The sequence below is a fragment of the Ensifer sp. Root558 genome, assembly GCF_001427045.1.
In the GTDB taxonomy this organism is placed as follows: domain Bacteria; phylum Pseudomonadota; class Alphaproteobacteria; order Rhizobiales; family Rhizobiaceae; genus Ensifer; species Ensifer adhaerens.
This window is the reverse complement of the sequence record NZ_LMGC01000036.1, coordinates 271,297-291,402: the sequence shown is the minus strand read 5'-3', so window position 1 is coordinate 291,402 and position 20,106 is coordinate 271,297. Positions and strand designations below refer to the sequence as shown.

At 63.2% G+C, this 20,106-nt stretch carries 16 protein-coding genes; 10 read left to right on the top strand and 6 right to left on the bottom strand.

The genetic code is table 11. From position 1 onward, the window contains the following. Positions 1-44 precede the first annotated feature (44 nt). Entirely contained in the window at positions 45-1,757 is a 1,713-nt protein-coding gene (locus ASD63_RS30815; protein ID WP_060530329.1) for a phosphoethanolamine--lipid A transferase, read from the bottom strand. 270 nt (positions 1,758-2,027) lie between these two features. Here ASD63_RS30815 and ASD63_RS30810 point away from each other — a divergent pair, with 270 nt between their 5' ends. The 8 genes from ASD63_RS30810 (at position 2,028) to ASD63_RS30775 (ending at position 11,265) form a co-directional block, all read left to right on the top strand. Beyond that, positions 2,028-2,702 (top strand): response regulator transcription factor, encoded by a 675-nt coding sequence (locus tag ASD63_RS30810; protein ID WP_034799630.1) that lies wholly within the window; start codon positions 2,028-2,030, stop codon positions 2,700-2,702. Next, positions 2,699-4,057 (top strand): HAMP domain-containing sensor histidine kinase, encoded by a 1,359-nt coding sequence (locus tag ASD63_RS30805; RefSeq protein WP_060530328.1) that lies wholly within the window; start codon positions 2,699-2,701, stop codon positions 4,055-4,057. The genes ASD63_RS30810 and ASD63_RS30805 overlap by 4 nt, the downstream gene beginning before the upstream one ends. A gap of 169 nt (positions 4,058-4,226) precedes the next feature. Next, entirely contained in the window at positions 4,227-5,393 is a 1,167-nt protein-coding gene (locus tag ASD63_RS30800) for an HPP family protein (protein ID WP_034799628.1), read from the top strand. Between the two features lie 180 nt (positions 5,394-5,573). Then, entirely contained in the window at positions 5,574-6,275 is a 702-nt protein-coding gene (locus ASD63_RS30795) for a CerR family C-terminal domain-containing protein (protein WP_060530327.1), read from the top strand. Beyond that, positions 6,272-7,279: a secretion protein HlyD gene (gene hlyD / locus ASD63_RS30790; RefSeq protein WP_034799626.1), complete on the top strand. Its 1,008-nt coding sequence runs from the start codon at positions 6,272-6,274 to the stop codon at positions 7,277-7,279. Before ASD63_RS30795 ends, hlyD begins: the two co-directional genes overlap by 4 nt. Next, on the top strand, positions 7,276-9,006 hold the full coding sequence (locus tag ASD63_RS30785; protein WP_034799625.1) for an ATP-binding cassette domain-containing protein: 1,731 nt from the start codon (positions 7,276-7,278) through the stop codon (positions 9,004-9,006). Before hlyD ends, ASD63_RS30785 begins: the two co-directional genes overlap by 4 nt. Then, complete coding sequence (locus ASD63_RS30780; RefSeq protein WP_034799624.1) at positions 9,003-10,151, top strand: ABC transporter permease; 1,149 nt, start codon at positions 9,003-9,005, stop codon at positions 10,149-10,151. Before ASD63_RS30785 ends, ASD63_RS30780 begins: the two co-directional genes overlap by 4 nt. Position 10,152: 1 nt before the next feature. Then, on the top strand, positions 10,153-11,265 hold the full coding sequence (locus tag ASD63_RS30775; protein ID WP_034799623.1) for an ABC transporter permease: 1,113 nt from the start codon (positions 10,153-10,155) through the stop codon (positions 11,263-11,265). Here the strand turns inward: ASD63_RS30775 and ASD63_RS30770 are convergent, their stop codons facing one another. Both ASD63_RS30770 and ASD63_RS30765 read right to left on the bottom strand, forming a co-directional pair. After that, positions 11,266-11,868, bottom strand: coding sequence for an alpha/beta hydrolase (locus tag ASD63_RS30770; protein WP_034799622.1), 603 nt, complete (start codon positions 11,866-11,868; stop codon positions 11,266-11,268). Positions 11,869-12,023: 155 nt separating this feature from the next. Beyond that, positions 12,024-12,953 (bottom strand): VOC family protein, encoded by a 930-nt coding sequence (locus ASD63_RS30765; RefSeq protein WP_034799621.1) that lies wholly within the window; start codon positions 12,951-12,953, stop codon positions 12,024-12,026. A gap of 234 nt (positions 12,954-13,187) precedes the next feature. Between ASD63_RS30765 and ASD63_RS30760 the strand changes: the two genes are divergently transcribed. Both ASD63_RS30760 and ASD63_RS30755 read left to right on the top strand, forming a co-directional pair. Beyond that, the gene (locus ASD63_RS30760; RefSeq protein ID WP_060530326.1) at positions 13,188-15,014 is read left to right on the top strand and encodes a sensor histidine kinase; all 1,827 of its coding nucleotides are present in this window, start codon (positions 13,188-13,190) and stop codon (positions 15,012-15,014) included. After that, entirely contained in the window at positions 15,011-16,372 is a 1,362-nt protein-coding gene (locus tag ASD63_RS30755) for a sigma-54 dependent transcriptional regulator (RefSeq protein ID WP_034799619.1), read from the top strand. The genes ASD63_RS30760 and ASD63_RS30755 overlap by 4 nt, the downstream gene beginning before the upstream one ends. A 75-nt stretch (positions 16,373-16,447) precedes the next feature. Here the strand turns inward: ASD63_RS30755 and ASD63_RS30750 are convergent, their stop codons facing one another. Genes ASD63_RS30750 through oppB form a run of 3 tightly spaced genes read right to left on the bottom strand, consistent with a single transcriptional unit; the run spans position 16,448 to position 20,097 of the window. After that, complete coding sequence (locus ASD63_RS30750; RefSeq protein ID WP_060530325.1) at positions 16,448-18,049, bottom strand: ABC transporter ATP-binding protein; 1,602 nt, start codon at positions 18,047-18,049, stop codon at positions 16,448-16,450. 1 nt (position 18,050) lies between these two features. Then, positions 18,051-19,181: an ABC transporter permease subunit gene (locus ASD63_RS30745; RefSeq protein ID WP_034799617.1), complete on the bottom strand. Its 1,131-nt coding sequence runs from the start codon at positions 19,179-19,181 to the stop codon at positions 18,051-18,053. Continuing rightward, positions 19,174-20,097 carry an oligopeptide ABC transporter permease OppB gene (oppB, locus tag ASD63_RS30740; RefSeq protein ID WP_034799616.1) on the bottom strand — a complete coding sequence of 308 codons (924 nt, stop codon included), beginning with the start codon at positions 20,095-20,097 and terminating at the stop codon, positions 19,174-19,176. Before oppB ends, ASD63_RS30745 begins: the two co-directional genes overlap by 8 nt. Positions 20,098-20,106: the final 9 nt, after the last annotated feature.

Below are 20,106 nucleotides of genomic sequence, written 5' to 3'. Positions count from 1 at the left end.
TCGAGGCCGGGTTTTGTTCCGACCGTGGGCAAATTTACGGGCCGTTAAAGGGCGCCTGGAAACCCTGAGGAACGCACGGGGCTTGCCGGCAAGTCGTTGGTCGTATCCGCGGCCTGGAACGCCGACCCGCCGCCCGGCTTCTTCGTGCAGCTCGCAAAGGCATCAAGGCCCGGCTTGTAGACCTTGGTCTCGACATTCATCATGCCGAGCACGGTATGAAACAGGTTGTCGTGGGATTTCGGCTGCGCCGTATCCTTGGCGAGGCACGCCGTATCGACACCCATTGCCGCCTGGTAGGGCTTCGAGAACCACGCAATAAACGGCACCTGCGTCTGTTCGCGCGGGGCGATGGCATAGGGCGCGCCGTGCAGATAGATGCCGTTCTCGCCGAGCGACTCGCCGTGATCGGACATATAGATCATCGCGCCGGCGATCTGGTCCTGATGCTTTTCCAGCAACCGGGCGACACTCGCCACCACGTAGTCGGTGTAGAGTATCGTGTTGTCATAGGCGTTCGTGATTTCTTCAACCGAACACTTCATCAGTTCGGCCGTGCGGCAATCGGGCGTGAAACGCCGGAACTTCTCGGGATAGCGCAGGTAGTAGGACGGTCCGTGGCTGCCGAGTTGGTGGAGCACGATCACGCTGTTCTTCTTGGTCGCCGAGAGCTTCTTGTCGAGCTCACCGAGGAAGATCTCGTCCAGGCATTCCCCGTTTTTGCAGAGCGGGCTGTTCTTCTGGTCGGTCATGCTGGCGAAGTTGATGAGGTCGGCAATGCCCTTGCTTCCGGTGTTGTTGTCCCACCAGGTGGTCGAAACACCGGCGCGCGTCAGCACGTTCATGAGGTTTTCTGTCGAGCGAGCCTTCCAGTCGCTGTACTCATCACGCGGGTAGACGGAGAACATGCAGGGGAGCGACGTTGCCGTCGCCGTGCCGCAGCTCGTGGTGTCGGTGTAGTTGACGACGCCCAGAGCCTTGAGTTCCGGATTGGTCTCGCGCCCGTAGCCGTTCAGCGAGAAGTTCATCGCGCGCGCGGTTTCGCCGGCAACGACGACGACAACCACGGGCTTGCCGGCAGCTTCAATCCGCGCACCCTGTCGGGCATCGGTTGCGAGTGGCTGCACGACGATGTTGCGCTGCTTATAGGTCGAGGATGCATATCGCACGGCAGCCGAAACCGGCCCCGTCGGGTTGAACCGCTTCATCAGGTCCTTGTGTTCGCGGATCACGTAGGCGACGTTTGCAAAGTTCGCGTAGACCAGCCCCCCGCTGACCAGGAGGCAGGGAATGATCACCGCCAGGTTGACCGCAGCATTCGACAGGAAGGGCCGGTAGCGGAGCTTGAACCAGATCACCAGCAGCGACGGAAGTACCCCGTAAAGCAGCAGATGCGTCGCCAGACTGCCGGTCAGGAGGTGGCTGGCTTCGGCCTGCGTCGTCACCGCCGCGTTGCCGATCATGTCCTTGTCGATGATGACGCCGAAAGTATCGATGAAGTAGGAGGCGGCGGCCGATACCATGATCAGGAAGATCATCACCGGCTTCATCACATATTTGACGGAGGCCAGCGTCAGGCCTGCGAAGGTCAGCAGACACAGAGCCGCGCTGAAAGACAGACGCGCCGTGAGGGAATCGTCGAAATAGGCGACCGTGTGTGTCCAGAAGGATTTGTTGGTGGCAAGGAGCAGATAGGCACTGACAAGAGCGCTGAGCGCAATACTGCCGATTTCGGGGCGGCGAATACCTGAAAATCTCAAAACTGTAGTCTCCTGCGGTGACTGCAAGAGCGCCTGGGAGGGGCGCTGCAGGCACGGGCATTCAATCGAGATGGAGGCCGCGTGGCGGCCACCTGCTAGGTTGCAGCCTCCCCCTCAGCCGTTGAGATACGACGGACAAGCTGTCCAAACCCCGTCAAGATTGCTCATTGTTGCGCCGATACGCGCGCTGGTAGGTGTCGCGCAGGCAGTTGGCAGTCCCGGCGAAAGCCCATATGGTCGGCGGTGGCCCTGTAATATCGAGACGAATCAATGCGCCTGCTCCTGGTCGAAGACAGTCCGCGACTGGTTGAACTGGTCGGTGAAACCATGCGGGATGCGGGCTGGCGCCTCGATGCGGTTTCAAGCGTGGCCGATGCCGAAACGGCGATCGCGGCGCGCGAGCATGACCTGGTGCTGCTTGACCTCGGGCTGCCCGATGGCGACGGCCTGTCGCTGCTTCGCCGCGTCCGCCTGGAGTATCCCGGGCTGCCGGTGCTGATCATCACGGCCAAGGGCTCTGTCGACGAGCGCATCGCCGGGCTCGACGCCGGGGCCGACGACTATCTCGTAAAACCGTTCCACCATCGCGAGCTGCTGTCGCGCTGTCGCGCGATGCTGCGGCGCAATCCCCAGGCCGTACAGCCGGTACTGGAAGCCGGGACATTGCGCTACGACCCGGCAACCGCCGACCTCACCTGCGACGGCACGGTGGTGCCTTTGCCGCCGCGCGAGCGGTCGTTGATCGAGATCCTGATGCGCGAGGTCGGTCGCGTCGTGCCGAAGCGGAAGCTCGAAACGGCCCTTTCGGAATATGGCCAGGAAGTCACGCCCAATGCCCTGGAACTGGCTGTTTCAAGGGTGCGCAAACGCCTGCAGCCGCTCGATAGCGGCGTTCAGATCGAGACGGTGCGCGGCATCGGCTACCTCCTCAGGCAAGCTCCATGAGGAGCCGAAACCCTTCCCTGATCGGTATCGTAGCCCGCCGCATCATCGCCTTCTCGCTGCTGGCCATGGCGATCCAGATCGGCGTCGTCTTCGCCGACTACTGGTTCGACGACGACAAGCTGAGCGTGCTCATGCTGCAGCAGGAAACCGAAAACCTGATCGAGTATGTCCAGGTGCGCGACGGCGTGGCGCGTTACGAGCCCAATCGCGACGTGCGCGAACGCTATCTCGACCGGTCCGACGACAACGGCGCGATTTTCCTGCGTATCCGCACTGCGTCCGGCGAGATGATCCATTCGAACTGCACGGCCGAATGTGCCCAGCACTTCCTGCCGCTCAACGTCGACGCGCCGCAATTCTGGAAACGCCTGATCGCGCCGGGCAAACCTTTCAGCGTTGCCGGCGGCCAGACTTTCGAACGGGGCGGCCTGGTCGTCCTGGTCGAACTCGCGATCCTCAACGATCCGAACGGCTTCATGTACGGCGCCTTGCTGCACGAGATGTTCGATTCGATGATCGTGCCGATGACGCTAATGTTCTGTCTCGTGATCGGCGCGACGATCTGGTCGGTGCGCAGCGCCTTGCGGCCGGTCGCCATGGCCGCGCAGGCCGCCGACGCCCTCGACCCGCGCGACAGCAATGCGCGCCTGCCGTTGACGCGGATGCCGCAGGAAATCGCCCGTCTCGTCACCGCAGTCAATCGGATGCTGACCCGGGTTGCCGATCTCATCCAGTCGCAAAAGCTGTTCTCGTCGTCGATCGCCCATGAAATCCGCACGCCGGTGTCGATCGCCAAGATGGAACTGAGCCGCATCGACGACCCGCGGGCGCGCAATGCGGAGCGCGACCTGGACGCACTCACCCATATTCTGGAGCAGTTGACCTCGCTCGCGCGCGCCGATGCCGTCGATCCCTCCGCCTACCAGCGCACCAGCCTGTCTCAGATCGGCGCCGCCGTTGCGGAGGCGATTGCACCTTTCGTCTTCGACCACGACAAGTCCCTCGAATTCGTAGACGAAGGCACGCCACAGATAACCGCCATTCCGGCGCTCGTCGAAAACATGCTGCGCAACCTCATCGAGAACGCCGTCAAGCACAACCCGCCGGGAACCCGGATCGTCCTGACCTGTGGCCCCGGCCCGGTCGTCTGTGTCGAGGATGACGGCAAGGGGCTGATCGACCTTCCGGAGCACAACGAAGACCTCGGCTATGTAAAAAGCTCCGGGCAGCTCGGCCTCGGCCTGAAGATCGTGCGGCGTATCAGCGAATTGCACCAGGCAACCGTCGCGGTCGATACGACGCCTGGCCGTGGCACCCGGTTCTCGATCGATTTTTCCGCCGCCCTGTCGGGCTGACGAGCCCGACTATAGGGACAGCACGCGCCCGCGTGTGCATCGCACATTTTTTAGGCGCGATGCATATATTTCAATCCAACGCCGGTTTTTGGATGCGGATTTCATGCCCAATGCTGCGCCATGTGCTAATGGCGTGCCCAAGTCCGTACCTCCCCTCCCGAGAGGCTCCATGTCGAAGGCCCGCGCGTACATCAAGCGTTTCATCCCATCGCTCGTTCCGATCAGCCATCTGGAACGCCTGCGTGCGTCTTTGGGCGCTCTTCTTGGCATCCTGCTTACCGGCTTGATCAGCAGCTATGCCCTCGGGGCGGGCGCCAGCCTGCCGCTGCTGATCGCGCCAATGGGCGCCTCGGCCGTCCTTCTCTTTGCCGCCCCGGCCAGCCCGCTCGCCCAGCCCTGGTCGATCGTCGGCGGCAACACCATCTCTTCGCTGATCGGCGTGACCGCGGCGTTGCTGATCCCGGATCCGGTCGTCGCAGCCGCAGTCGCCGTCGGGCTCGCCATCGCGATCATGCTGCTGCTCGGCTGCCTTCATCCGCCGAGCGGGGCGGTTGCGCTGACCGCCGTGCTCGGTGGCCCGGCGATCCACGAGGCGGGCTACTGGTTCGTCCTGTCGCCGGTCGCCATCAATTCGGTCGTCATCCTCTTGATCGCGCTGGCGTTCAACAACGTGACCGGTCGCCGCTACCCGCATCTTGCGCAGGCGCCGACGCTGCATGGAACGAGCGACCCCGCGCCGACGCACAGGCTCGGCATCGTCCCCGAAGACCTGCAGGCCGTTCTCGCCCAATATGGTGAAGTGGTCGACGTCAGTCCCGAAGAGCTCGACGCGTTGATCCACCAGGCGCAGATCCGCGCCTTCAACCGCCGCTCCGGCGAAATCACCTGCGCCGAGATCATGTCGCGCGACGTCGCCACGGCCACGCCCGAGACGACCTTGCGCCAGGCCTGGCAGACCCTGATCAAGCATCACATCAAGGCGCTACCGGTCGTGACTGAAAAGGACGGCCTCGTCGGTATCGTCACGCAAACCGATTTCATGAAACACGCGATGCTCACGCCGCAGGGCGGCATCCGCCAGCGGCTCGGAAACGTTATCGGCTTCGGGCCGAAAACGCCGCGGCTCGTATCCGACATCATGACCCGCAAGGTGCAATCCGCCCTGCCGGAAACCATGATCGCCAAACTCGTGCCGCCGATGTCCGACATGGGGCTGCACCATATGCCCGTGGTCGATCCGGATAACCGGCTGCTCGGCGTCGTCACCCAATCGGATCTCATCGCCGCCCTCTTTCAGCGCCGCCTCGAACGGGGCGAAGAGCGCGACGTCGCTTAGGCCAAAAGGTTCACCGGAGGTTCCTCGCCCGCAAAATAGAGCGCCACGGCAAAACCGCTGTGCGCCTTTGTGCGACTTGCATTCTGCAACACGACCTCATCGATGCAAGGCATGTCGTCATCCGTCACGTAAATTCATTCGATTGACTTAATCAATGGAATGATCTAATTTCAGTATGTCATGAAAAAAGAAACCTCGCCCCGTCCGACCAAGCAGGACCGCGGAGATGTCACCCGCGAGAAACTGCTGACCAGTTCCATCGACGTCTTTGGCCGCTACGGCTTTGACGGCGCAACCACTCGCATGCTCGCCGAAACGGCAGGCGTGAACCTCCAGGCAATCCCCTATTACTTTGGCGGCAAGGAAGGCCTCCATATCGCCGCTGCGGAGCACCTTGCCTCGATCATCATCGACCACGTCGCAGACCTTCGAAACGCGGTTCTTGCTCGCCTTGCCCACCTCGACAGCCAAGGCCAGCCGTTGGAACCCCAGGAAGCCCGCGACATGCTCACCCAGCTGGCGCAGCACATGGTCGCCCTCTTTGTGAGCCGCCAGTCCGAAAGCTGGGCGCGCTTCATCATCCGCGAACAGATGGAGCCGACGGAAGCCTTTGAGCGCGTCTATTCCAACGTCATGGGCCCGATGATCGGCATGGCCGCCAGGCTGGTTGCCACCATCCTTGGCGAGCCTCCTCAATCGGAACAGGTCCGGCTGAAAACCCTGTCCTTCGTCGGCAGCATCCTGGTCTTCCGCATGGCCCACGCAGCCGTGCTTCGGCAGATGAAATGGCAGGCGGTCGGTCCTGACGAGCTCGACCTCTTGCGCCGACATGCTGCCGAGCTGGTCGCGACCATTGGAAGCAAGCGGGAGGACCGGTCATGAACAAGCCGGCAGTAGCCCTTGTATTGCTTGCCGGAGCCGCGGCCAGTGCCTGGTGGTTCGACGTGCCGCAGCGGCTCGGCTGGATCGGCACGGAGCAGACCTCGGTGCTCTACGGCAATGTCGACATTCGGCAGGTTTCACTCGGCTTCCGCGTCAGCGGCCGAATCGCAAGCCTTGGCGTCGACGAAGGAGACGTGGTCAAGCCCGGGGACGTTCTGGCGACGCTGGACGCCGCCCCGTTCGAGCAGGCGGTCGCCGCGGCGCAGGCCGATCTCGGTGCGCTCAGGGCCAACCTTGCAAAGCTGAGGGCGGGGGCACGCCCGACCGAGATCGCCCAGGCGCGCGCGACCCATGAGGAACGTCTGGCCGATCTCGAAAACGCCAATCTCGCTTATGAACGCGCCCGGCAATTGCGCCCGAACGGCACCATCTCCCAGGCCAATCTCGACGAGGCGAACGCCAACAGGGCGGCAGCCGCAGCGCGCGCCACCTCCGCCCGCGAGGCCCTGGCGCTCATCGAAGAGGGAAGCCGGATCGAGGATATTGACGCCGCCCAGGCGCAGGTGCTCGCCGCCGAAGCCAAGCTCGAAAGCGCCCGCACCTCGCTTGCCGATACCCAATTGTTCGCGCCGAGCGCCGGCACGGTCCTGTCACGGGTGCGCGAGGCTGGTGCCATCGTCGCGCCTTCCGACACCGTCTACGTCGTCTCGCTGAACGAACCCGTCTGGGTGCGCGCCTATGTGGCGGAACCGGACCTTGGCCGGGTGCATCCCGGCATGGCCGTCGAGGTCACGTCCGACAGCGCCCCGGACCACCGCTACAAGGCGACGGTCGGGTTCATTTCACCGGTCGCCGAATTCACGCCCAAGTCGGTGGAAACGCCGGAACTGCGCACCGATCTCGTTTATCGCCTGCGCATCGTGGTCGACAAGCCGGGCCCCGATCTCCGGCAGGGCATGCCCGTGACCGTGCATCTGCCGGAAAAGGCTGGAGCCGCGCAATGAGCGACGAGGTGCCGTTCGTTCGCATCGCGGATGTGGTCAAGCGCTTCGGCGATGCCCCGCCGGCGCTCGACCATATCGCTGGCGAAATCTTGGGCGGGCGGATCACCGGGCTCGTCGGCCCGGATGGCGCCGGAAAGACCACGCTGATCCGCCTGATGACCGGGCTGATGGTGCCGGACGAAGGCAAGGTCGAGGTTCTCGGTTTCGATACGGTGGCGAATGCTGCCGATATCCAGGCGGCCATCGGCTACATGCCGCAACGCTTCGGCCTCTATGAGGACCTTTCCGTTCAGGAAAACCTCAATCTCTACGCCGATCTGCGCGGCCTGCCGCTTGGCGAGCGCACAGCGACCTTCGACGAACTGCTCGAATTTACCGACCTCAAGCGTTTCACTAGCCGCCTTGCCGGCAAGCTCTCCGGCGGCATGAAGCAGAAGCTTGGCCTTGCCTGCGCCCTGCTGCGCAAGCCGAGGCTGCTTCTCCTCGACGAACCGGGCGTCGGCGTCGACCCGATCTCGCGCCGAGATCTCTGGAAGATGGTCGAAAACCTGACGAAGGAAGGCATCGGCGTCGTCTGGTCGACGGCCTATCTGGACGAGGCGGAGGCCTGCGACAGCGTTCTGCTCTTGAACGAAGGCAAGCTCCTGTTCACGGGCAGTCCCGCCGAATTGACCGCCAGGGTCGCCGATCGCGTCTTCAAGGTTTCCGGCATTCCCCATGGGCGGCGCCAGAAGCTCGCAAGCTATCTCGACGACGACGATGTCGTCGACGGGGTCATCCAGGGCGAAGCGATCCGCCTGGTCATGAAGCCAGGGACCAAACCGCCAACCCCGGAGGGACATTCGTCCGCATCGGGCGTGGCGACGACCACGCCGCGTTTCGAGGATGCGTTCATCGACATGCTCGGCGGCGGTCCCGGTGGCCGCTCCAAGCTCGCGGAAACCCAGACCCCCTTCCCGACCGACGGCGAACGCCCGGTCATCGAAGCGCGCGGACTGACGAAACGATTCGGCGATTTCACCGCCGCGGATGCGATCACCTTCGACATACCGCGCGGTCAGATCTTCGGGCTCTTAGGCCCGAACGGCGCCGGCAAATCCACGACCTTCAAGATGCTGTGCGGGCTGTTGAAGCCCACAGCCGGCGAAGGCCGCGTCGCCGGTTTCGATCTACGGCGAGACGCAGCGGAAGCACGCAACCGGCTGGGCTACATGGCGCAAAAATTCTCGCTCTACGGCGATTTGAGCGTCGGCCAGAACCTCAGCTTCTTTGCGGGCGTCTACGGTCTTGCCGGCGCGCGCAAACGCGAACGCATCCAGTTGATGACGGAAATCTTCGGCTTCGCCCGCCTGCTCGACATGTCGGCGAAAGATCTGCCGCTCGGCCTCAAGCAGCGTCTGGCACTCGCCTGCGCCGTATTGCACGAACCGGAAGCGCTGTTTCTCGACGAACCGACCTCCGGCGTCGACCCCATCACCCGGCGCGAATTTTGGACCCACATCAACGGCCTTGTCGAAAAGGGCGTCACCGTACTCGTCACCACCCACTTCATGGACGAAGCCGAATATTGCGACCGCATTTCGCTGATTTATCGCGGCCGGTCGATCGCGCTCGGCTCACCAGACGAATTGAAGGCGCAGGTCGCCAGCCCCGACCTTCCGGACCCGACCATGGAGGATGCCTTCATCGCTCTGGTTCAAGGCTCGGAGGAGAAGGAGGCCGCATGAGCGCGCGCGCCGCAACGACCGAGGGCCGGGCCACGAGAGCCAGACGCTTTGCCGCGTTGGTGCGCAAGGAAAGCTATCAGATCGTTCGCGACCCGAGCAGCATCCTGATCGCCTTCGTGCTGCCGATGATCCTGTTGTTTCTCTTCGGCTATGGTGTTTCGCTCGACACGACGCAGACCCGCATCGGCCTCGTCGTCGAAGAAGAGGCCCCGCTGACGCGCGATCTCGCTGCGGGATTTCAGGCCTCGCGTTATTTCACGGTGGCGGTCGGTCGGGACCGCCGCGAGTTCGAGGAAGACTTAGTGCTTGGCCGGGTCCGCGGCATCGTTGTAATCCCCAAGAGCTTCGTGGCCGACTACTCGGCCGGTCGGCACCCCGCCTTGCAGGTGCTCGTCGACGGCTCCGATCCCAACACCGCGAACTTCGTCCAGAACTATGCGCAGGCGACCGTAGCCAATTGGGAGCGCCAGCGGTTGAGCGACAGCGCCGGCCGGCCGCCGGCGATCTCGGCCGAGCAGCGCTTCTGGTTCAACCCGGAGCTGACCAGCCGGAACTTCCTGGTGCCGGGCTCGATCGCCATCGTCATGACGCTGGTCGGGACGCTGCTCACCTCGCTCGTCGTTGCACGTGAATGGGAGCGCGGCACGATGGAGGCGATGATGGCGACGCCGGTTTCGGCAGCCGAACTCCTTGCCGGCAAGCTGCTGCCCTATTTTATTCTCGGGCTCACCTCGATGACGCTCTGCGTCCTCCTTGCCGTCTTCCTCTTCGGCGTTCCTTTTCGCGGTTCGGTCGCAGCGCTCTACGCGCTGTCAGCGACTTTCCTGATGCCGGCGCTCGGTCAGGGCCTGTTGATTTCGGCGGCGACCAAGAACCAATTCCTCGCCTCGCAGCTCGCGCTGATTTCGGCGTTTCTTCCGGCCTTTCTGCTTTCGGGATTTCTCTTCGAGATCAATTCGATGCCGACGGTCATCCAGTGGATCACCTTTATCGTGCCGGCGCGCTATCTGATCCCGAGCCTGCAGACGGTGTTTCTGGCTGGCGACATCTGGCCGATGTTCGGCAAGTCCATTGCCGCCATGCTCCTGATCGGCAGCGTGTTCTTCGCGCTCGCCGCCCGCAGTACCCGCAAGAGGATCGGCTGACATGTGGTGGACGAGACTGAAGGCCCTGATCGTCAAGGAGTTGCTGGCGGTGCTGAGCGACCCCAAGGGGCGCACCGTGCTGATCGTACCGCCGATCCTGCAGCTTCTGGTGTTCTCCTACGCTGCGACGCTGGAGGTCACGAATGTCGACGTGCTGGTGCTGAACCGCGACAACGGCCACTGGAGCCAGGATCTGATCGAGGGGATCGACGGCTCGCCAACCTTCCGAAGCATCCGCTTCACCGACAGTCAGCAGGAGGTACGCCTGGCGATCGACACCCAGCAGGTCATTGCGGCGATCGAAATCGGCCCCACCTTCTCGCGCGATATCGAGGCCGGCCGGCCGGCGGAGGTGCAGGTCATCCTCGACGGCCGCCGCTCCAATGCGTCGCAGATCGTCTCCGGTTATCTCGGCCGTATCGTCGGCGCGCTTGCCGCCGAGACGCCCGCCGGCAAGCGCGTGGCATCGGGGGCGGTCACCGTCGTTGCCCGCAACTGGTTCAATCCAAACCTTACCTACCAGTGGTTCATGGTTCCGAACCTCGTCGCCAGCATCGCATTGTTGATCGGTCTTATTGTCACGGCGCTATCGATCGCGCGCGAACGGGAGCTCGGCACTTTCGATCAACTGATGGTCTCGCCGCTTCGAACCCACGAGATCCTGATCGGCAAGCTGATCCCGCCGATAATGATCGGCCTCTTCCACATCAGCATTTACATCCTGGCGGCCGTCTTCATCTTCGGCGTGCCGCTGCGCGGCTCGCTGCTTTTGCTCTACGGCAGCGCGGTGTTCTACCTCGCCTCCGTCGTCGGCCTCGGCCTGTTCATTTCTGCCCTGTCGATGACGCAGCAGCAGGCGATCCTCGGCGCGTTCCTGTTCATGGTGCCGGCGATGCTGCTTTCGGGTTTCGCCACGCCGATCGAGAACATGCCCTCCTGGCTGCAGCCGATCACCTATGTCAATCCGCTGCGCTACTTCCTCGTGATCGTGAAGGGCGTGTTCCTCAAGGACATTCCGGCGGTCGAGGTGGCGCGACAGACGATCCCATTGTTTCTGATCGCCATCGTCACCCTCTCGGCCGCCTCCTGGCTCTTCCGTCGCCGGCTGGAGTGATCAATCCTTCAGGAAGCGCGCGATCGCCGCGATTTCATTCTGGCGGATGTCGTGCCCGCCCGAATGCCACTCGATCTCGGTTGCCGCGCCCTGCCCCTGGAAATAGTCCGCGAGCGCCTGGGTCAGCGGCGCCGGGCAGATGGGGTCACGCTCGCCGGCGGTGATCAGGACGCTACGCTCCTTCAGCCCCGCATTGTCCTTCGGGCGGAACGGGATCAAGGGATGCATCAGCACCGCCTTGTCGAAAACACCACCTTCGATCAGCACGTTGGCAAGGATGTTTGCGCCGTTGGAATAACCAAGGCCGATCACCTGAGAAGCCTGATGCTCCGTAGCCAGCGCCTTGACGAAGCCCGTCATCTTTTCGGTGGCGCGAGCAAGGTCGGCCATATCGTAGACACCCTCGCCGGTGCGCTTGAAGAAGCGTGCGGCGCCAAATTCCGAAACGTCGCCTCGTGGCGAAACGATCGTCGCGTCGGGCAGCAACTCGGATGCGAAAGTGAAGAACTGGTTCTCGTCACCGCCGGTCCCGTGGAACACGAAGAAAATCGGCTGGCCGGGCTTTCCGGCCTTCAGCTTGTGAACATAGCCATGATCTACCATTTTTGTCTCCTGGGGCAGGCCTCCGACGGGTCGAAGCCTCGTGCGAACCTGCCTGATTTCAAAGCGTTGACTTCACGGTTTCGACGAAACTGTGAACCGACCTGTGCAAGATCGGGTAGCGAAGGCTCGCCGCCGCGGCGAGCCTTCTTGGCGTCTTAGTCGATCTTCTGCAGGTGACTTTCGAGGATCGGGCGCAGGTGCTTGTGCTGCTGCGGCAGCTTCAGCGCCTCGCCGAGATGGGCGAGGTCCTCGTCCCGGTCGAAGCCAGGCTCGTTTGTCGCGATCTCGAACAGGACGCCGCCCGGCGTGCGGAAATAGATCGCCCAGAAGTAATCGCGGTCGATGACCGGCGTCACCTGATAGCCCGTGTCCATCAGTGCCTTGCGCACCTCGAGTTGCTTTTCGCGGTTATCGACCGCGAAGGCGATGTGGTGCACCGAGCCTGCCCCTTGCGAGGCGCGGCCGATATTCGGCATCGTTTCGAGGTCGATGACGCGGGCATCGTTGCCGCCGGGCACGATTAGACGAGTTACACCATCCTTGCGGTCAAGTTCTTCGTAGCCCATGAACTTCAGAAGTTCCGCCGTCGCACCTTCGTCACGCAGGCGCAGTGCTGCCGAATGGAACCCGCGGATCGCATGATCAGCGGAAATGCCGCCTTCCGTCCAGGGCGTGCGCCCATCGTCCCTGACCTCGACAAGCGCAAAGCCGTCACCATCAGGACCGGCAAAGTTCAGGCGCTTTTCACCGAAGGTTTCTTCATCCTTGAGACCGGTGGCGCCGAGCGTCGCCAGCCGCTCTTTCCAGAAACCGAGCGAACCTTCGGGCACGGAGAAGACGGTGGTTCCGACTTCGCCAGTACCGGCGCGGCCACGCGGCATCTGCGGGAACGGGAAATAGGTCATGACGGTACCAGGCGTGCCGGCTTCGTCGCCGTAATAGAGGTGGTAGACATCCGGCGAGTCGAAGTTGACCGTCTTCTTGACACGGCGCAGGCCGAGCGACTTGGTGAAGAACAGGTTGTTCTCGCGCGCATCGTCCGCCATCGAGGTGACGTGATGCAGACCCTTGATCTGATTGAGCATTGCCGTGATCCTTTCTCTCCGGCGCCACCGGGCGCTCCGTTGGGTCTTAGATGCGCCTATCCGCTTCTCGGCGAAAGACGGCCGCAACCAAACGCATTGTCAACAGATCATTGACGACGCCTAAAACTCGTCAACAGAAGCGAGTTGCAGCGGCGACTTGTGAGCCCTCGCCCCGATGCTTAAGATCGGCGGGCGGCATTTGCTGCAACGACGCGAGGAGGGGCGCGCATATCTGTGAAACATCGCTTGGTCCTTGCGTTCCTGCTGTTGCCGCTGCTTGCAACCATGCTGGCATGGAAAGGCTATGCGGTCACGACCGACAGCTATTTGCGCGAGGCAGGTGCTCAGGCGACCACGGCGCTGCGCCTCGCCGTCACCGCGCTCGACGGCCACCTCAACCGCTACCAGGCGTTGCCGGCACTGATCGCGGATCATGACGATGTCCGCGAGCTCGTCACCCGCCCACGGGACCGGCGACTGCGGGAGGCCGTCGACAGCTACCTCAAGGACATCAACGGCCTGTTGCAGTCCTCGGACATCTACGTGATCACGCCGGATGGCAACACCATCGCCGCCAGCAACTATGACGGGCCGACGAGCTTCGTTGGGCAGAATTTCAGCTACCGGCCCTATTTCCAGGAAGCGCTTCGCGGCGAGCAATCGCGGTTCTATGCACTCGGAACCACGTCGTTGAAACGCGGCTACTTTTTCGGCTCCCCGATCCGGGTCGGCAACGAGATCCGCGGCGTCATGGTGTTCAAGGTCGATGTCGAGCGCATCGAAGCGTCCTGGCAGGGCGGCGAGTACAAGATCTTCGTCTCCGACCCGGAAGGCATCGTCTTCATGTCCGGCGATCCGGAATGGCGCTACGCGTCGATCCTGCCGCTGACGTCGGACCGGCTTGCACGAACCGAGGCCTCCAGGCGCTACGCCGATGCGACCGTACATGCCCTTCCCGTGTCGGAGCGCGTTTCGTCCGACCGTCATTTCCTCACCGTCTCGGCCGAAAACTCGAGCCGCGAATACCTGATGCTTTCGCAGCGGATGCCCGACGCCGACTGGACGGTGAATGTGCTGGTCGACACCGCGTCGGTGCGAACACAGGCGCTGACGACTGTTATCGCCGCTCTGCTTCTGCTCTGCCTTGCCGGTCTCGGCGTCGCCATCATTCTCCAGCGGCGCGCGCGGCTCAACGAGCGCCTGTCGATGCAGGCGGAAGCACAGGCCGAGCTGGAACGCCGCGTAGACGAACGCACCGCTGACCTTGCCCGCGTCAACGGCCAGATCGAGGAAGAGATCGCCGAACGGCGGCTGACGGAGAAGCAACTGCGACGGACGCAGGCCGATCTGATCCAGGCCGGAAAACTGGCAGGGCTCGGGCAGATGTCCGCCGCCCTCTCGCACGAATTCAACCAGCCGCTCGCCGCCGCCAAGACCTATGCTGACAGCGCCGCACTGCTGATCGAGCGGGGTCGGTCCGACGAGGCGACGGACAATATCCGCCGCATCTCCGGGCTTGTCGACCGGATGGCGGCGATCAGCAAGCACCTGCGCAATTTCGCCCGCAAACCGAACGAGAAACTCGGGCCGGTCCCGGTCGAGGAAGTGGTGCGCGACACGATGGAGATCGTGTCGGTTCGGCTGAAGGCGGCGGCGGCGACCATCGACATCGATCTCGGCAACGAACCGCTCGTCGTCCGGGCCGGCTCGGTCCGCCTGCAGCAGGTGCTCGTCAACATCATTTCCAATGCCGCCGATGCCGTCGAGGGCCTTGACGACCGCACCATCCGCCTGCGTGCGAAGCAGGAAGACGGCAAAGTCGTGCTGACCGTCAGCGACCGCGGCCCCGGCATTGCGCCGGCGATTGCCGAACGTATCTTCGACCCGTTCTTTTCCACAAAGGGCGTCGGCAAGGGACTGGGCCTTGGCCTTTCGATTTCCTATAACATTATCAAGGATTTCGGCGGAAGCCTTGTCGCGACTAACCTCGCGGAAGGCGGCGCCGAGTTCCGCATCGAACTCGCTGCCGAAAACAGCAATGCCCGGGAGGCCGCCGAATGATCGAGAGCCGGATCCTGCTCGTCGATGACGAAGAGGATGTGCGCCATTCGAGCGCCCAGGCGCTGGAGTTGGCCGGTTTCCGCGTCGATGCCTTCTCGGCCGCCGAACACGCGCTCGAATTCATCAGCTACAGTTTTCCTGGCGTGGTGATCAGCGATATCCGCATGCCGGGCATGGACGGCATGACCCTCCTGCAGCGCATCCGCGAAATCGATGCGGAGGTACCGGTCATCCTCGTCACCGGCCATGGCGATGTGCAACTCGCGGTCCGGGCCATGCGCGAAGGCGCCTATGACTTCGTCGAGAAACCCTTCGCAGCGCAGATGCTCGCCGGCACGATCCGCCGGGCACTGGACTGGCGCGCGCTCGTTCTTGAAAACCGCCGGCTGAAGGCGGTTGCCGGCAAACGCGACGACATCGAACAGCGGCTGCCCGGTCGAAGCCAGGTCATGGTCGATCTGCGCTACCGCATCCGCGCGCTCGGCGCGGCCGATGCCGATACCTTGATCATCGGCGATACCGGCGTCGGCAAGGAGGTGCTGGCCCGCACGCTGCATGATCTGAGCACCCGCGCCAACAGCCCGTTCATCGCCATCAACTGCGCCGCACTGCCCGAAAACCTGATCGAAAGCGAGCTCTTCGGCCACGAGCCCGGCGCCTTTCCCGGCGCCATCCGTCCACGCTACGGCAAGTTCGAACATGGTCGCGGCGGTACGATCCTGCTCGACGAGATTGGCTCGATGCCCTTCGACCTCCAGGCAAAGTTTCTGCGGGTGCTGCAGGAACGCGTCATCACCCGGCTCGGATCGAACGAGCAGGTCCCGCTCGACGTCCGTTTCATCGCCACCAGCAAGGTCGATCTCGAAAAGGAAGTCGCCGCCGGGCGCTTCCGGGCGGACCTCCTCTATCGCCTCAACGTCGCGACGCTCCGCGTCCCCTCGCTTGCCCAGCGGCGCGCCGACATTCCGCTGCTCTTTCTGCAACTGGTCAGGGAGTCGGCCGCTCGCTACGGCCGGGATGAGGTGGAGATCTCCCAATCGATGCTGGCCGAAATCGCCGAGCGCGACTGGCCGGGCAACGTGCGCGAGTTGCGCAATGCCGCCGAGCGGCTGGTGCTCGGGCTCGATGCGGCTCCCGACGACAGCGCGCGATCGGAAAACGGCAACCGCCTCGCCGACAAGGTGGCGGCCTATGAAAAAGGCCTCATCGCCAGCGCAATCGCCGCCCATGGCGGCGCGCTGAAGCCGGTCTACGAGACCCTCGGCATCTCGCGGAAGACGCTCTACGAAAAGATGCAGAAGTTCGGGCTCGACAAGAAACTCGTCGCTTCCGATTTCTCCGCAGAGAACGAGACCTGACGTTTCCGAGCCCGAGAACGGAAACGGGGACGCGATCGCTCGCGTCCCCGCCAAATTTTGAAGGCCTGTGCCTGCTCAAACGTTGAAGGCAGCGCCGATCAGCGTCTTGGTATAGGGCTGCTTCGGCGCCTCGAAGATCGCATCGGTCTCGCCTTCCTCAACAATCTTGCCGTTCTTCATGACGATCACATAGTCCGACATCGCCTTCACCACCGAAAGGTCGTGGCTGATGAAGATGTAGGAGAGCCCGTGTGAGCGCTGCAGGTCGCGCAACAGCTCGATCACCTGCCCCTGGACCGAACGGTCGAGCGCCGACGTCGGCTCATCGAGGATGACGACCTTGGGCTTCAGGATCATGGCACGAGCAATGGCGATGCGCTGGCGCTGGCCGCCCGAGAACTCGTGCGGGTAGCGGTTGCGGGAGGCGGGATCGAGGCCCACTTCCTTCAACGCTTCCGACGCCCGGCGGTCGCGGTCGGCGCGGGTGAGCTCGGGCTCGTGCACGTGCAGGCCTTCGGTGATGATTTCGCCGACGGTGCGCCGTGGCGAAAGCGAGCCGTAGGGATCCTGGAAGACGAGCTGCAGGGTGCGCCGCAACGGCCGCATCTGCCCGCGGTCGAAGCCGGAGATATCCGTCGTGCCGAAGCGGTAGTGGCCGCTGCTCGGCAGGAGCCGAAGAAGCGCGCGGCCGAGCGTCGACTTGCCCGAACCGGACTCGCCGACGACACCGATCGTCTGCCCTTCCTTCAGGCGCAGATTGACGCTGTCTACCGCACGGAAGACGGACTTGCCGCCGCGGAAGAGGCCGCCACCGATCTGGTAGTCGACGCAGACGTCGCGACCTTCAAGAATGATCGGCGCACTGTCGGGCGGAGACGCCTTGCGGCCGCTCGGTTCGGCGGCAAGCAGCATCTTCGTATAGTCGGCCTGCGGCCGTTCGAAGATGTCGGCCGTCGTGCCCTTTTCAACCACTTCGCCGCGACGCATCACGGCGACACGGTCGGCGAAGTGTTTGACGATGCCGAGGTCGTGGGTGATCAGCACGATCGCCATGCCGAATCGCTTCTGCAGCGATTTCAGGAGATCGAGGATTTGCGCCTGGATCGTCACGTCGAGCGCCGTCGTCGGCTCGTCCGCAATCAGCAGATCCGGGTCGTTCGCAAGTGCCATCGCGATCATCACGCGCTGGCGCTGGCCGCCCGATAGCTCGTGCGGATAGCTGTCGATGCGGCGTGCCGGTTCCGGAATGCCGACGAGCTCCAGCAGTTCGAGCACGCGCGCCCGCGCCTGCTTGAACGTGCCGCCGCGGTGGTGAACGATCGGCTCGGCGATCTGGCGACCGACCGGATAGAGCGGATCGAGCGAGGTCATCGGCTCCTGGAAGATCATGGTGACCTTCGCGCCGCGGACCTGGTTCAAGGCCTTAGCCGGCAGTCCGACGAGCTCCTGCCCGCGGTAGGTTGCCGAGCCGGTCACGGTGCCGTTCTTGGCAAGCAGACCCATGATGCCCATCATCGTCTGACTCTTGCCGGAGCCGGACTCGCCGACGACCGCGAGCGTTTCGCCGGTGCGCACATCGAGATCGATGCCCTTGACCGCTTCGACCGTGCCGTCAGGCGTCGAGAAGTTCACCTTGAGACCGCGAACGGCCAGGATGGTTTCCTTGGTATCTGCCATGTCAGCGATCCTTCGGGTCGAGCGCGTCGCGCAGGCCGTCGCCGACGAAGTTCAGCGAGAACAGCGTCAGGACGAAGAAGATGGCCGGGAAAATCAGAAGCCATGGCGCCGACTGGATGTTGTTTGCGCCTTCCGAGATCAGCGCCCCCCAGCTCGTCAGCGGCGCCTGAACGCCGAGGCCGAGGAAGGAGAGGAAGCTCTCGAGCAGGATCACCTTGGGCACGACGACGGTCACGAAAACGATGACCGGGCCAATCGTGTTGGGGATGATGTGCCGGCGGATGATCTGCCAATCCGTGAGACCGAGCGCCTGCGCGGCGCCGACGAATTCTCGACGTTTCAATGCCAATGTCTGACCGCGCACGATACGGGCCATGTCGAGCCATTCCACTGCCCCGATCACCAGGAAGATCAGGATGAACGAGCGCCCGAAGAACACGACGAGAACGACGACCAGAAACACGAAGGGCAGAGAATACATGATCTCAACCAGACGCATCATGACGTTGTCGACGCGACCGCCGATGTAGCCCGATGTCGCGCCGTAGACGACGCCGATCCCGAGAGACACGAGGCTCGCAAGCAGGCCGACGGCGATCGAGATCTGGCCGCCGAGCATGACGCGAACCAGGAGGTCGCGGCCGTTGGAATCCGTGCCGAAGGGGAAGTATTCCCGGTCGACCTGACCGGTCACCTTCAGCGTCTTACCGTCGTTTTCCGTTGCCACCACCTGGGTGTCACGGAATTCGTTGGCGCGGTCGAAGTAGCGCGTGGCACGGGAATCGATCGGCTGTTCGGAGGTAATCGTCGCGGTGAAGGTTTCACCCTCGAGATTGAACTCCTTGAGCGTGACGCGTGCCCGTGTGGCGACGCCTTCCATCACGTCCTGAAGCGTCGACGTATCTGGACGCGGCTCCAGGCTCGGGCTGATCGAGACGTAGGACGGAAACACCTGATCATAGGTGTGCGGGACGAAGAACGGGCCGAGGAACGAGAACAGCGCGATAAGCGCCAGCATGAAGCAGCCGGCCATGGCGGCGCGGTTGCGCTTGAAACGCATGGCGGCGAGCTGGAAGAGGCTGCGCCCCTTTGTTTCCGGCGTCGCCGCCGGGGTCTGGGCGATATCAGTCATGGCGAACCCTCGGATCGAGCAGGCCGTAGAGAATGTCGACCAGGAGATTGAAAACGATGACGAAGATGGCAACGAGGATAACTGTGCCCATCACCAGCGTGTAGTCACGGTTGATGGCGCCAAGGACGAAGTAGCGACCGACGCCCGGGATGGTGAAGATCGTCTCAACGACGGCCGAGCCGGTAAGAAGGGCCGCAGCACAGGGCGCGAGATAGGACACGACCGGCAGCATCGCACCACGCATCGCATGGGTAACGACGACCGTTCGCGATGGCAGGCCATAGGCCTTGGCTGTTCGGATATGGTCGGTATGCAGCGCCTCGATCATCGAGCCGCGCGTGAGCCGCGCAAAAACTGCAAGCTGCGGCAATGCCAGCGCGATCATCGGCAGGATCAGGAAGCGCAGCGATCCATCCCCCCAACCACCGGCCGGCAGCCATGCGAGCACGATCGCAAAGACCAGTGTCAGCACCGGGCCGACGACGAAGTTGGGCACGGTGACCCCTATCGTCGAAAACGACATGATGGTGAAATCGAGGACGCTGTTTTGCCGAAGCGCGGCAATCGTTCCGGCGGTGACGCCGCCGATCAGCGCAATAAGCAACGCGTAGAAGCCGAGTTCCATCGAATAGGGCAGACCCTTGCCGATCAGTTCAGCGACGTTGTTGTCCTTGTAGACGTAGCTCGGGCCGAAGTCGCCGGTCACCGCATTGCTGAGATAGTGCGTGTATTGGCGCCAAAGAGGCTGGTCGAGCTGGTACGTCTTCATCAGGTTCGCCATCGTTTGTGGCGGAAGAGGACGCTCGAGGTTGAAGGGGCCACCAGGGGCGAACCGCATCAAGAAAAACGAAATGGTGACGACGATAAACAAGGTCGGCACCGCACTCGCCAATCGGCGAAGGATGAAGGAAATCATGGACGTGCT